Genomic DNA, 13,679 nt, shown 5'->3' with positions numbered 1-13,679 from the left:
TCTCTCCTTTATAAGAAAAGTGCTTCTTCTGAATCACTCATGCTCACATCAGAAAATGCTTCTACTCCTTCAACATACAATTGATGCCAAACCATGAACACGATCACAGCCCACAGCTTTCGACTGAAATCTCCCTCACCCTTTCTATGTAGTTCAAGCATTCGAATAATAACATCCTTTTCAAACAAGTAATCCGTCTCACTTTTCTTAACTAGATGTAATACCCAACCGTACCATTCATTTTTTAGCCAATACCGAATCGGTACAGGAAAGCCTAATTTCCTACGCATAAATATGTGCTCTGGAATGATCTCCTTCATCGCATCACGAAGAATGTATTTCGTCGTATGATGAGAGATTTTATACTTCGTTTGAATTTGTCTTGCCACATCAAACACTTGCTTATCTAAAAATGGTACTCTTAACTCTACTGAATGAGCCATTGTCATCTTATCAGCCTTCACTAAAATATCGCCTCTTAACCAAGTATGAAGGTCAACGTATTGCATTTTTGCCACCTCATCATAGTGATGTGCCCGTTCATAAATCGGTTGAATATGATCAATCGATTCGTTCTCTCTCTGATAAGAACGTAATACGGCTTTTTTCTCAGATTCACTCATAATATGTGCATTTCCTAAGAAGCGACGCTCTAATTCTGTTGTTCCACGTTCAATAAAACCGCGTCCCTTTACCCCTTCTGGTAGCATTTTCGCGATTTGCTGTAATAACAGCTTGCCCTTCTTAGGAATATATGAAAACAGCTTCAATGATTCTGGTTCTCTGTATATATTGTAGCCAGCAAATAATTCATCAGCTCCTTCACCTGAAAGTACCACCTTCACATGCTTACTTGCTTCTCTAGCAACAAAGTAAAGAGGTACAGCAGCTGGATCAGCAACAGGCTCATCCATATGCCATAAAATCTTAGGCAATTGCTGTAAATATTCTTCAGGAGTAATCACATAATCAATATTTTCTACATTTAATGCTTCAGCCGTTTTCTTTGCCACATGAACCTCACTAAAACCTTCAATTTCAAAACCGACACTAAATGTTTTAATGAACGGATTCACTTCCTTAGCTAATGCAACGATTGCAGTCGAATCAATGCCTCCAGATAAAAAAGATCCTACTGGGACATCACTACGCATATGAAATTGTACAGATTCCCTTAACACATCCAATACTTTTTTCTTTTGCTTTTCATACGAGTCATTAGAAGGTGCAAAGGTAGGTTTCCAATACGCTTGTACATCTACTTTTCCTTGCCATGTCTTTTTCATGTAGTGACCAGGTTCTAATTTCATGATGTTCTTAATTAAAGTATGCGGCTCAGGTGAGTACTGAAAGGTTAAATAATGCTGTAATGATTGCGTGTGTACTTGAACCTCCTTAAAAACTTCTACTATAGATTTCATTTCAGAAGCCATATATATGTTTCCTTGATTCTCTAAATAAAAAAAAGGCTTAATACCAAAATGGTCACGCGCAGCAAACATTTCTTTTTTTACTTTATCCCAAATAACAAAGGAAAACATACCTCGTAGCTCTTTTACAGCCTCTTCTTCTTTTAAACTATATAAAGCTACAATTGTTTCAGTATCAGAATCCGTTCTAAACGTAATGCCCTGTTGCTTTAAATCGTTTCGTATTTCTATATGATTATAAATTTCACCATTAAACACTATCGTGTAACGACCATTTTCAAATGTAAGTGGCTGTTGCCCTTTTTCTAAGTCAATGATGCTTAAGCGTCTAAAGCCTAATTTAATATATTGATCTCGATAATAGCCGACTTCATCTGGACCACGATGTGTGATCACAGTTGCCATTTTCTTTAATTGTTCATCCGTAGGGAGGTTTGTCCCTATTACACCAACAAATCCACACATCATTCATCATTCCTTAAATGTTAAGTTAAGTCTATACTCTCCAAATAATGGGTATCTTATTCGAGAATCCATTATAGAATTAACTTTCATCTCATAACTAAAATAATGAATAACAATTAAATCACACTATTTTTTGACCATTCAAAAAAGTGCTTGGCGTTTATCGCCAAGCACACGTTATCATTCATTAGCACCATGCTGAACCAACAATAATTAGCAAGATGAACAAGACAACGATTAATACAAATCCACTGCCTTTACCATGAGATGTTCCAGCAACTGGCGCACCATAGCCATAGCAATCATAGCCGTAACCCATTCGAATCTCCTCCTAAATTGAATGTCAGAAAACCAATTTAAGGTGTATTGATTTTTCTGCTCATACTAGCATATGCATAAATGATAAACAGGTTCGACTAAATAAACGTTCAATGAATATTACAAATATTTGGTGACTAAAGTGGGCTTGAAGACTACCACTCTTCTTCTACGAGCTCTTTATTTAAATGCACGCCAGCTTCATAGCCTTCACTCGCTGCACCAACTAAACCGGTAAAACGTTTGGCAGCATCACCAATGATATAAAGACCTCTTTGTATCGTTTGTCCGTGCAGGCTCGTCTCATAGGAGCCATTTTTCTTCAATTTAACTTGTAGATGTTCGGGAAGGATCATCTGCTGTTTTGCGTTGGTTTTCAGCAAAAACGCCGCATCACAAGTAATCACCACTCCGTTTGAAAGAGCTATTTGCAATTCATTTCGTTCTCTAAAAAATCCCGAAATCTCCTCCTCCATGATCGGTATTCGTCTATGTTTAAGCTCATCATAATCTTTATTAGTGAAGGTTCTTGGCCCGCCAGTTAATATTTCAATTTCGTTACTCCATTGCCGGATTAATTTTACATACTCAATTAATTTATCCCCGTTACCTATAACCGTTAATTTCTGGTCTCTAAGCTCCCATCCATCACAATACGGACATGAAAACACATATTTTCCATACAAATCCTTTAACCCATTAATGTTAGGAAGCTGCTCCTTTAAACCGCTTGCTACAATTACCTTCTTTGCACTAAACTGAAGACTTCCGACCTCAATTGTAAAAGTTGAATGGCTTTGCTGTAGGTTAATAGCCGTTCCGTAACAGAATTGGACTGTCTTGTATTTCTTCAATTCTTTTTTAGCTAATTGGCGTAATTCTTTTGGTGAAATAGCATCTCGTGTTAAAAAACCATGTGACGATTGAACGACTAAATTTCGTGCTTGTTCATTATCTATAACTAAAACAGAACGTTTAGCTCTGCCTAAAACTAGAGCAGCTGAAAGTCCACTCGGACCCCCTCCAATAATCATAACATCAAACATATGATTGCCATCACTCCTTAAAATCAGCATATAAGAAGTATTTCCATTATAAAGATAAACCATAAGTAACTATTACGTCATATACTTTTTCAGTACTCTCCTACGTGATGGGATACGTTTTCACCTCAATAGGTTAGGCTACAGTTTTATCATATACATTTTGCCCAACAAAAAAAGGTTTGTTCCATACGATCGAGATCGATCATATGAAACAAACCTAAACTAAATTATTCTTCCCACACTTTAACTTCTGCCATTACATCACCTTGTTTAATGCGATAAACAGACTCTAAACCTTCTACAACTTGTCCGAACACAGTATGTACTCCGTCTAAGTGAGGCTGAGGCTCATGAACGATAAAAAACTGACTACCACCCGTATCTTTCCCCGCATGTGCCATAGATAACGAGCCTGCCACGTGTTTATGAGGGTTTCCTTCTGTTTCACATTTAATTGTATATCCTGGACCACCCGTTCCATTTCCAGTTGGACAGCCTCCTTGTGCCACAAAACCAGGAATGACTCTATGAAAGGTTAATCCATTATAATATCCTTCATTCGCAAGCTTTTCAAAGTTTTCAACCGTTTTTGGCGCTTCATTATCGTAAAATTCAATGACAATTTTTTCGCCATTCTCAAAAGTAATACTTCCTTTTTTCATATGTAAAATCCTCCTCAAATATTGTTCATCTTATTTTACATGATTTAAATAAGAAAAGCGACTAATCAGTATTTGACCTATTAAAGAGAAAAGGAGGTGAAAACGTCATTCTTTTTCATCTCCTTCATTTTTAAATTCACTATTTCAACATATGATTAGGTAACGAAAGGTCATTCCTCACAAGATCTGGATAACTTTCTCGCTCAATAACTTCTACCGCTTCTCCATTCTCAACAAATACAACAGCAGGTCGTGGGATACGATTATAATTGTTAGCCATCGAATAACCATAGGCACCTGTACAAAAAACAGCTAAAATGTCTTCATGCTTTGCTTTAGGCAGTGGTAAATCCCAAATGAGCATATCACCACTCTCACAGCATTTACCAGCAATTGAAAAAGTATCAGTCGCGTCTTCATTTGCTCGATTAGCTAACACACCTTCATACTCAGCTTGGTATAGCGCAGGTCGTAAATTATCACTCATTCCACCATCTACAGCTAAATAGTGTCGAACGTTTGGAATTTGTTTTTGTGAACCAATTGAATATAAAGTAGTACCAGCATCACCGACTAATGAACGTCCTGGCTCAATCCATATTTCCGGGATCACCATACCAGCATTTTTAGCTTTTTCCTTCACAATAGTAGCCATTTCTTTTACATAACTTCCGGGTGGTAATGGTTTGTCACCATCCACATAGCGAATGCCAAACCCACCTCCAACATTCATAACCGAAGGAACAAAATTATACTGCTCCTTTAAATCTTCTAGTAAATCAAACATTTTCTCAACAGCCATGACAAATCCTGATGTTTCGAAAATTTGCGAACCAATATGACTATGCAACCCTAGTAATGTTAGAGATTCATCGTCTTGAGAACGTTTAACCGCTTCATGAATTTGCCCACTAGTAAGATCAAAACCGAATTTAGAATCTTCCTGACCAGTTGAAATATAATCATGAGTATGTGCCTCAACACCTGGAGTAATTCTTAGTAAAATTTGCATGTGTGCTTTTCGAAGCTTACAAATTCGACTTAACTCCTCCAATTCATAAAAGTTATCAACGACCACACAACCAATTTTAGCCTCAACTGCCATTTCTAATTCTTCTATACTTTTATTATTGCCATGAAAATGGACACGTTCCATTGGGAATTCAGCTTCAATTGCTGTATATAACTCACCACCTGAAACGACATCCAAGCTCAAGCCTAAATGATTAGCCAATTCGAACATTGCAATTGAACTAAACGCTTTACTAGCATAAGCAACTTGATACGGAATATTGGCTTGACGAAAAGCCTCCTGAAACTGATGAGCCCGTTCACGAATAAGAGCAACATCATAGACAAACAACGGTGTTCCATATTCATCAGCTAAATCAACCATATCGACGCCACCGACTTCTAAATGACCTTTTTCATTCACTTGACTCGTACCATGTCTATACATACAGTTCTCTCCTTATTATCAAAAACGATCGAAATATCGACCTCAACTTTATCACAGAAAAGTAGAATATTCAAATAAGAAAGAATCATTAACAATCTTTCCGCAAAAGTTTCATTCGCAGTCGCTTCAATAGTTTTAAGGTTAGATGAAAGTACTCTTACTAAGTTGCCGCACTTCTCTTAATTCGCTAAGACTCAACTTGATTATGCTTCTACTCAATTAGTAATGTCTAAGCAAAAAAACATCACTAAAGAAGGCATGCCCCTTTAGTGATTCTCTTCCTGCGTGAGTAAACTAATTGAAGTACTTCATTCCGATCGTTGCTTCACAACATTCTGTGGATGAACAATTGACGGTCTAAAGCGTAATGTTGGTACAGATGACCTGACTAGAATGTGCCACATCGCAGGTGGATCGAATGGGAGAAATGGCCATAAATATGGTTTATTAAATGTCTTAATGATCGTTAATGCTATCATAAAGACCGTTAAACCAATGACAAACCCTGGCAACTTAAAGAACGCAACTATTAGAATAAGTAACACTCTAACCATTCTAAAAGCAATCCCCAATTCATAGCTTGGCGTTGCAAACATCCCAATCGCGCCTAAAGCAATGTAGAGTATAACTTCTGGTGTAAAATAACCGACCTCAACAGCTAATTCTCCTATTAGTATGGCAGCAACTAACCCAAGTGCAGTCGCCAATGGTGATGGTGTATGAACCGCAGCCATTCTTAAAAGCTCGATTCCTAATTCTGCAAATAAGATTTGTACAACAACCGGTATATTATTCATTTCTTCAGGCCCAATAAAGTCTAAACCAGCAGGCAAAAGCGACGGCTGCATAACCAATAATAACCAGAAAGGCAAAATAAGTAACGAAAACATAATTCCAATAAATCGGACCCACCTCAATACCGTTCCGATCATAGGTGCTTGACGATACTCTTCTGCATGTTGTACATGATGAAATAAAGTAGTTGGAGTTATAATAACACTTGGGGACGTATCAACCAATATAATGATATGACCCTCCAATAAATGGTCAGCTGCAACATCTGGTCTCTCTGTATACCGCACAAGAGGAAATGGGTTCATCCCCTGCTTAACCATATATTCTTCAACAATCTTATCTGCCATTGAAATGCCATCAATTTGGATAGCCTCAAGTTCTTTTTTTACTATTTTAACCATTTTTGGATCAGCGATGCCCTCTATATAGGATATACACACATCCGTCTTTGAACGAGTTCCAACCTTCAAAATTTCATTTCGTAAGCGCTCATCACGAATTCTTCTTCTTGTTAAACCTGTATTCAAGATGATATTTTCCGTATAGCCATCTCGCGCTCCACGTACAACTCGTTCAGTATCAGGTTCTTCAGGACCACGACCTGGATAATCACGGACATCTATTACGATCGCTTGCTTTTCACCTTCAACTAAAATAGAAATTAAACCTGATAACATTTGTGTTGCCGCATCTTCAAGTGTATCGACAAATTCAACTTGAACATGAGGCAAATGATTAATAACTGTTTGCTTATAATCTATAACATCAGATTTTTTCCCACGTGAATCGAGTAGCATTAGCTCACGTAAAATTTCAATAATGAACAGGTTATCACAAAGACCATTGACAAAATAGATTTGCAACTCTTTATCAAATACAGTAAGCTTCCTAACACCTACATCAAATGATTGATCAAAACCTAGACGTTGCTTTAGTAGTTCTTCATTTTTCCTAATTTCGGGTGATATCGGTGTTTGCTTTTCCTTTGTTTGACTCATGATATCCGCTCCGTTCTAAAATAATCTCTACTGCTTTCTTTGTTATAGGTGCTCCTTTTTCAACTGAATCACGTCCAGCCATCTTTCCTATATCACCGATACCGATAATAATCGGAATATTTAATTGATCCAACACATATACGGTATCTCCATTTATTCTTCCTTTTTCTAAATCAGGGAGACCCTCCTTATCTACTCCGAACTCTGTTAAATAGCCAAACCGATCTATGCTCACATTTACGTCTGACCACTCTGAACAATGTGTCGATGAAGCTACCGCAATTGCTCCAATGACTTCAATGTTTGGGTGCTCGGCAACAGCTTTCATCGCTTTCTCTCCCGGTCCTAATTCTCGATAACCGCAATCATCAAACATGACCAAAACAGGGTCAACTGGCGTTTCAAATATGTAGGAAAGCAATTGCTCACCATTAAGCGTGCTCGGATTTCCTGCTGATCGACTAATACAGCGCCCACCTAAATCTGAAGCGACACACTCAACCGCTTTACGAGCTGCTTCATCCCCATCAGTAATAAAGATGACTTTCCGCTTCAATACCATGTCCATTCATCCTCTCGGTTTAAAGAAAAGAGCGACTAAAAAACTAAATAGAATAGTTGAAGAAATCCCGACCGACGTTACTTCAAAAACGCCCATCCCAACTCCGAAGAATCCATATCGTCCTCCTTCAGACATAGCTCCATGTACGAGTGAGTGCCCAAAGCTTGTAATCGGTACTGTCGCTCCAGCACCTGCAAAGTCAATCAATCGATCATATAGATGATAACCATCCAACAAAGCTCCTGCTACTACTAACGTGCTCAATGTGTGTGTTGGTGAAAGTTTTCCTATATCCATTAACATTTGACCAATAAAACATATCGTTCCACCGACAAGAAATGCAGCAACATACTCAAACATGTCAATCCTCCCATTCAAAGGAGACAGCATGTGCAATACTAGGTATGGACTCACTTTGCTGCATCATAAGCGGACTTAATAATGCACCTGTTGCCACAACAAGCATTTTTCTAATCGCACCTCGTTTCATTTCACTGAGTAAATGACCAAACGTAACAACTGCTGCACACGCTGCTCCACTACCACCAGAAAAAACAGGCTGCTCTTGATCAAATATCATAATGCCACAATCTTCATGGTTATTTAGTGAAATATGATCTTCTTCCAATAGTCTGTGCAAAATTCCACTTCCTACTCGTGATAAATCACCTGTTACAATAACATCGTAATAAGATGGATCACGCTTCATTTCCTTAGAATGCTTAAGAATAGTGTTGGCCGCTGCCGGAGCCATAGCAGATCCCAAATCATATGGGTTTTTCATACCTAAATCAACAACTTCTCCAACTGTCGCACTCGTAATTCGAATTTGACTTTTAACTGAACCGATGACCATCGCACCAGCTCCTGTTACAGTAAAAGTAGCTGTATCAGGACGTTGCCCACCGAATTCGGTAGGGTTTCTAAATTGTCTCTCAGCTGTAGCATTATGACTACTGACAGCGACTAGTACTCTGTCAGCTACGTTCGTATCCACAAACAATGCTCCCAACGCAATCGCTTCAGCTACCGTTGCACACGCTGAAAACAACCCGAAGTAAGGAATCTCTAATTCACGAGCAATATAATTAGAAGTAACAATTTGATTCAGTAAATCTCCGGCTAAAAAATAGTCAATATCTTCTTTTTTCTTTTCTGCTTTTTTTAATGCATAGTCAATCGCATCTTTCATAAGTTGTCTTTCAGCTAATTCCCAATTATCTTGACCGGCATACAAGTTTTCATACACTTTGTCAAAGCTATCTTGAATGGGTCCTTTACCTTCTTGGGGTCCTACTGCTGTACCAGTAGACTGAACATAAACAGGAGCATTAAATAACCACGTATTTTTCCCTTTTCTTTGCAAGTAAACACGCTCCTTACGAATTAATCAACATTGAAACCAACAACCTTGTTAAGGCAACCACATACGCTGAAACTACTCCAAATGCTATAACAGCACCGGTTAGTTTAAACATATTTGCCCCAATCCCGAATACGAGGCCTTCACTTTTGTGTTCAAGTGCTGAACTTGTCATCGCATTAGAAAATCCAGTAACTGGAACAAGTGAGCCTGCACCGGCATATTGCCCTAAACGATCATACACACCTACCCCTGTTGCGAGTGCAGCTAATAATATTAACGTTGCCAGCATGGAACTCATTGCCTCTTCTTCTGTAAAAGGTAAATAAGTCATGTAAACCTTACTCAACCATTGACCAAATGTACAAATGAGACCGCCTATAATGAATGCTTTTAATCCATTTTTTAAAACGTGCTTTTTAGGCTGGTATAATGTTATGTTTTTTTTATACTGTTTCTTTTCTCCTTCTGTTAGCACATACAGTTCCCCCTTACCTTCGATCAATTAAATAGTAATGTTAGTATGATAAAATTATTTTAAGAACATACATTAAATTGTTAATCTTCATTTCTAAACGCAATTACGTACGGAGCCTATCCCCCCTGAATCGACTTACACCCATTTTGATTAATCTTCTTAGAACTTTTTTATTTTTACCTTTTAAAAAAAAGAAGAATAAAAAAGGTTGCATTCACCTTCTTTACCCTTCCTTTTTAACTAATACTACAAAATGGTTGCTGATCTTCATCCTTAACATCTGTTAACCACTTTTCAATGTCATATTTCTTTTCTATGAAAACTTGATGCCAAATAATAAAACAAATAACGGTCCATAATTTTCGACTATGATCAGCCTCTTCACGAGCGTGTTCATAAAGAAGTTCTCGAACAAACGATTTATTAAGTAAATAAGATGCCTCACTTTCTCGAATGAGTTCCTCTACCCAATCAAACCACTCATTGCGTAACCACACACGTAAAGGAACAGGAAAGCCAAGCTTTCTACGAGCAACTACATGTGCAGGAATACGATCAGCAAATGCCTTTCGTAACAGATACTTCGTTGTACCTTTAGCTGTTTTAGCTTCGGGTGGCAATTGCGAGGCTACCTCAAATACATATGAATCAAGAAAGGGTACTCTCAATTCCAATGAATGGGCCATCGTCATTTTATCAGCTTTCATTAGAATATCACCACGTAACCAAGTCATTAAATCTATATGCTGCATTCTTTGTATCGGGTCTTCTCCAACACTTTCTTGGTAAATAGCATCTGTTATTCTTCCATTTGTATATATTGAGTTATATGATTTTAATAATTTCATTTTTTCTGTTTCTTTAAAAATAAACGCATTACCAATATAACGATTCTCTAACGGAGTAATCCCTCGTTCTATCCAACTTTTCCCTTTTACTCCTTCTGGTATTAGGTAAGCCAATTTGGCCAATACAGGCTTCAAAGCTGTTGGAACCTTGTTAAATGGAGATAGACTAATTGGTTCCCTGTAAATCGTATATCCTCCAAATAGTTCATCCGCTCCTTCACCAGAAAGGACCACTTTGACATGTTGACTTGCCTCTTTCGCAACAAAGTATAGCGGAACAGCAGCAGGATCAGCAAACGGATCATCTAAATGCCAAAGAAGTTTTGGAAGCTCCTCTTTATAGGAATGTGCTGATAAATATGAAACGTGATGTTCGATATCAAGCTCCTTTGCTGTTTTTTCTGCTACATCCACTTCACTATAACCATCTTCTTCAAAACCTATTGAGAAAGCTTTAATACCAGGGTGATGTTCACTTGCCAAAGTTGTGATAATCGTAGAATCAATTCCACCAGATAAAAAACATCCTACTGCTACATCACTTCTCATATGCTTCTCAACTGAATCACAAACAACATTTTTTATATCTTTTATCCAGTCATCTTCCGTTTTATATGACGTAGTCAAAATAGGTTTCCAATAAAACTCTTTTTGCAAAGGTTTACCAATTTCTTTTATCGCAACCATACCAGGCTCTACACGTAGAATCGAGTCAGTCATCGTATAAGGCTCTGGTACATATTGGAATGAAAAATAATGATGAAGAGCTTGTTTATTAAGGTTGCCATCCTTAATTCGTTGAGTTATACATTTTTTTTCTGAAGAAAAAATAATGCTCTTTTCATCTTCATGATAATAGAGCGGCTTGATACCAAAACGATCTCGGCTAATAATCGCCTGATTCTTCATCTTATCCCAAATAACAAATGCGAACATACCTCTTAGCTTCTCCACAAACTGCATTCCAATCTCACTATAGAGAGCAAGTATAACCTCGGTATCTGAAGATGTTTGAAATTCTTTTCCTTTTTCCTTTAATTCGTCACGTAACTCAATATAATTATAGATCTCACCATTAAATACAATTGAATAGCGGTGATCCTCATAAGTGAGTGGTTGATTTCCCCCTTCTACATCAATAATGCTCAATCTTGAAAAAGCCATCTCCATATAATCTCCTTTTAAGTAACCAATCTGATCTGGACCACGATGATGAATATAGCGATTACACCCCATCATCTTTTTATAGGAGCCTTTTTCAGCTTGTCCACTAATTCGAACAACAAAACCACACATGTGCATCTTCCCTTCTTCATCGAAAGCGTCATTTGATCATAAAACGAATAGAACTCGATAAAGGTTACATCACTACAAATCTTTTCTGCATGGTCATAGGTAAAAACGCCTTTGAGATTTTTTCTCAAAGGCGTTTTATTCTACGGTCTGATTAAAGCTTATATTCTTTTTCCTCATAAGGATGAGCAACCCAACCTTCAGTATCAATAAATAGACGAACAGCAACAACTTGACGATCATCCATTAACGTGAAAAAGTGAGGTGTGTACTCTGGAACAGAAATCACATCACCAGCTTCTAGTTCAATGTCAAAATAACCATTTTCACCTTTTACAATGAAAATACCATGACCTGCTGTAATAGCACGAACTTCATCATCAGTATGAGTATGAACGTTCTCAAACTTTTTCAAAAGTTCCTCTAAATTAGGAGTACTTTCAGATAACGAAATGACATCCCAGTTCACATAGCCTCTACGTTCACCTAATGAGCGAATATCGTCATCAAAGTTATTTAAAATTTCCTGCTTATCTTCATCTGATAAATCAAAGCGTTCCTTTAAATGATCTGGTAGCTTAGACATATCCCATTTTTCATACAATACTTCTTGACTTTCGAGAAATGCTTTCACCTCTTCTGTTCCTTGAATCACTTCATTCGTGTTACGAATTTTAATAACTGCCATTTTTAATAACCTCCTTTAAATTTGCTGCTTTTGCATGAAGCAGCTTCATTTGATATGAAAATAAAAATTCACAAGCCTCTAGATGACGCTTGGCCTCAAACGCATTACGTCCCCACACAGTAATACCATGATTACGAATCAGGACGGCCTTTGTGTCGGGTTCAATCACGTGACTAATAGCCTTACCCAGCGTAGGAAGGTCACTATAATTTTCAACGATAGGGATCGTTAATTGACCATCTTCCGCCCAAATTCCAAATGCTTTAATAAGCTCGACTCCTTTGAATGTAATAAATCCTTGTTCAAAATAGAGCTCAGATATTAAGTTATTATCTAGCGTATGTACGTGCAGGCTGCAACCAGCATCTGTCTTTTTATACACTTCTAAATGTATGACGGTTTCAGCCGATGGCTTACCTTCATCGGTTAAAGGCTCCGCATCTTCATTAACTAGAACAAAATCCTCATTTGTTTCTTTGTACTTATCCTTGCCACTTACCGTTACTAAACATTGAAGTGGCTCATCCTGTACTTTAATTGATAAATTTCCACTCGTTCCTGGAAACCAATCTCTTACTGCTAGTTCTCTTTTAATACTTGCAAGTTCATTCCAATGCAAAATCAAGATTCGAGCCCCCTTTCGTTCAACATTTCTATACAATCATGAAACGTAACAAATGGTGCATGTTTCAGATTCAATTGTTGACATTTTTCTAATAATAAATCTCGTGCTAAAACGAAATCAGCTTGTTTTGCCGCTTGTAAATCGGTTATCGAATCGCCAATGACAATAATATCTCTACCTTTTGCTTCCTTACGAATAATAGAAGGCTTGCAGCAACCGCAATCATTCTCACAAAAAGCGTCACATTCATGAGGCCATTCAATTTTGATTGTCTCCTCATCAAAGCTTGCCGAATTACAATAAACCGGTAATTCATATGCCTTTAATAAAGGATAAACAAAGAAATCAATGCCACCACTTACAATGATCAATTCTATTCCTTGCTCCTTTGTATAAGCGACAAAATCGTCAAAGCCTTCGCGAATCTTTGCATCAGCTAAAATAAAATCGATCAGCTGTTGCTTCGAAGAAGATGGTAGTAAGCGGAAGAGCTGCCCGACACCTTGCTGGATCGAGATTGTCTCTTCTAAAATTTGATCCTTGATTTCATTCCACTCAGGAGGAGCAAATTCCTTCATAATTGCAATAATATTATCGTTCGTTGTAATCGTCCCATCAAAGTCACAAAAAATAACAGGCTTCATTCTTT

General features: G+C 37.6%; 14 protein-coding genes. All 14 read right to left on the bottom strand.

Translation table 11 applies throughout. From position 1 onward, the window contains the following. Positions 1-8 precede the first annotated feature (8 nt). Positions 9-1,895 carry an asparagine synthase (glutamine-hydrolyzing) gene (gene asnB, locus ACERJO_RS09410; RefSeq protein ID WP_373647377.1) on the bottom strand — a complete coding sequence of 629 codons (1,887 nt, stop codon included), beginning with the start codon at positions 1,893-1,895 and terminating at the stop codon, positions 9-11. Between the two features lie 187 nt (positions 1,896-2,082). After that, complete coding sequence (locus ACERJO_RS09405) at positions 2,083-2,214, bottom strand: YjcZ family sporulation protein (protein ID WP_247106751.1); 132 nt, start codon at positions 2,212-2,214, stop codon at positions 2,083-2,085. A 154-nt stretch (positions 2,215-2,368) separates the two neighbouring features. Next, complete coding sequence (locus ACERJO_RS09400) at positions 2,369-3,259, bottom strand: NAD(P)/FAD-dependent oxidoreductase (protein ID WP_373647323.1); 891 nt, start codon at positions 3,257-3,259, stop codon at positions 2,369-2,371. A 227-nt stretch (positions 3,260-3,486) separates the two neighbouring features. Further along, complete coding sequence (locus ACERJO_RS09395; protein WP_247106753.1) at positions 3,487-3,921, bottom strand: peptidylprolyl isomerase; 435 nt, start codon at positions 3,919-3,921, stop codon at positions 3,487-3,489. A gap of 139 nt (positions 3,922-4,060) precedes the next feature. Further along, positions 4,061-5,380: a diaminopimelate decarboxylase gene (lysA, locus tag ACERJO_RS09390; protein WP_247106754.1), complete on the bottom strand. Its 1,320-nt coding sequence runs from the start codon at positions 5,378-5,380 to the stop codon at positions 4,061-4,063. 308 nt (positions 5,381-5,688) lie between these two features. Next, a complete protein-coding gene (locus ACERJO_RS09385; protein WP_247106755.1) occupies positions 5,689-7,173 on the bottom strand; it encodes a spore germination protein in 1,485 nt (494 codons plus the stop codon). After that, positions 7,127-7,735, bottom strand: coding sequence for a stage V sporulation protein SpoVABEA (gene spoVAEA, locus ACERJO_RS09380; protein WP_247106756.1), 609 nt, complete (start codon positions 7,733-7,735; stop codon positions 7,127-7,129). Before spoVAEA ends, ACERJO_RS09385 begins: the two co-directional genes overlap by 47 nt. Before the next feature lie 6 nt (positions 7,736-7,741). Continuing rightward, positions 7,742-8,095 (bottom strand): stage V sporulation protein AE, encoded by a 354-nt coding sequence (gene spoVAE / locus ACERJO_RS09375; RefSeq protein ID WP_247106757.1) that lies wholly within the window; start codon positions 8,093-8,095, stop codon positions 7,742-7,744. 1 nt (position 8,096) lies between these two features. After that, positions 8,097-9,101: a stage V sporulation protein AD gene (spoVAD, locus tag ACERJO_RS09370; protein ID WP_247106758.1), complete on the bottom strand. Its 1,005-nt coding sequence runs from the start codon at positions 9,099-9,101 to the stop codon at positions 8,097-8,099. 13 nt (positions 9,102-9,114) lie between these two features. Beyond that, on the bottom strand, positions 9,115-9,576 hold the full coding sequence (gene spoVAC, locus ACERJO_RS09365; RefSeq protein ID WP_373647322.1) for a stage V sporulation protein AC: 462 nt from the start codon (positions 9,574-9,576) through the stop codon (positions 9,115-9,117). Between the two features lie 236 nt (positions 9,577-9,812). Next, the gene (asnB, locus tag ACERJO_RS09360) at positions 9,813-11,720 is read right to left on the bottom strand and encodes an asparagine synthase (glutamine-hydrolyzing) (RefSeq protein ID WP_373647321.1); all 1,908 of its coding nucleotides are present in this window, start codon (positions 11,718-11,720) and stop codon (positions 9,813-9,815) included. 151 nt (positions 11,721-11,871) lie between these two features. After that, positions 11,872-12,405, bottom strand: a complete 534-nt coding sequence (locus ACERJO_RS09355) for a 1,2-dihydroxy-3-keto-5-methylthiopentene dioxygenase (RefSeq protein ID WP_247106761.1) — start codon at positions 12,403-12,405, stop codon at positions 11,872-11,874. Further along, positions 12,392-13,033, bottom strand: coding sequence for a methylthioribulose 1-phosphate dehydratase (locus ACERJO_RS09350; protein WP_247106775.1), 642 nt, complete (start codon positions 13,031-13,033; stop codon positions 12,392-12,394). The genes ACERJO_RS09355 and ACERJO_RS09350 overlap by 14 nt, the downstream gene beginning before the upstream one ends. Further along, complete coding sequence (locus tag ACERJO_RS09345) at positions 13,027-13,674, bottom strand: 2-hydroxy-3-keto-5-methylthiopentenyl-1-phosphate phosphatase (RefSeq protein WP_247106762.1); 648 nt, start codon at positions 13,672-13,674, stop codon at positions 13,027-13,029. The genes ACERJO_RS09350 and ACERJO_RS09345 overlap by 7 nt, the downstream gene beginning before the upstream one ends. Between the last annotated feature and the right edge of the window lie 5 nt (positions 13,675-13,679).

It is taken from the genome of Halalkalibacter sp. AB-rgal2 (assembly GCF_041821005.1).
GTDB lineage: Bacteria > Bacillota > Bacilli > Bacillales > Bacillaceae_D > Halalkalibacter.
This window is presented reverse-complemented; position numbering and strand designations above follow the sequence as displayed.

What these genes read in the sequence shown, in the direction of transcription:
- ACERJO_RS09345 (WP_247106762.1), bottom strand. Translation starts at nt 13,674, where the DNA reads ATGAAGCCTGTTATTTTTTGTGACTTTGATGGGACGATTACAACGAAC.
- ACERJO_RS09400 (WP_373647323.1), bottom strand. Translation starts at nt 3,259, where the DNA reads ATGTTTGATGTTATGATTATTGGAGGGGGTCCGAGTGGACTTTCAGCT.
- spoVAEA (WP_247106756.1), bottom strand. Translation starts at nt 7,735, where the DNA reads ATGGTATTGAAGCGGAAAGTCATCTTTATTACTGATGGGGATGAAGCA.
- ACERJO_RS09385 (WP_247106755.1), bottom strand. Translation starts at nt 7,173, where the DNA reads ATGAGTCAAACAAAGGAAAAGCAAACACCGATATCACCCGAAATTAGG.
- asnB (WP_373647377.1), bottom strand. Translation starts at nt 1,895, where the DNA reads ATGTGTGGATTTGTTGGTGTAATAGGGACAAACCTCCCTACGGATGAA.
- spoVAE (WP_247106757.1), bottom strand. Translation starts at nt 8,095, where the DNA reads ATGTTTGAGTATGTTGCTGCATTTCTTGTCGGTGGAACGATATGTTTT.
- ACERJO_RS09355 (WP_247106761.1), bottom strand. Translation starts at nt 12,405, where the DNA reads ATGGCAGTTATTAAAATTCGTAACACGAATGAAGTGATTCAAGGAACA.
- ACERJO_RS09395 (WP_247106753.1), bottom strand. Translation starts at nt 3,921, where the DNA reads ATGAAAAAAGGAAGTATTACTTTTGAGAATGGCGAAAAAATTGTCATT.
- ACERJO_RS09405 (WP_247106751.1), bottom strand. Translation starts at nt 2,214, where the DNA reads ATGGGTTACGGCTATGATTGCTATGGCTATGGTGCGCCAGTTGCTGGA.
- lysA (WP_247106754.1), bottom strand. Translation starts at nt 5,380, where the DNA reads ATGTATAGACATGGTACGAGTCAAGTGAATGAAAAAGGTCATTTAGAA.
- asnB (WP_373647321.1), bottom strand. Translation starts at nt 11,720, where the DNA reads ATGTGTGGTTTTGTTGTTCGAATTAGTGGACAAGCTGAAAAAGGCTCC.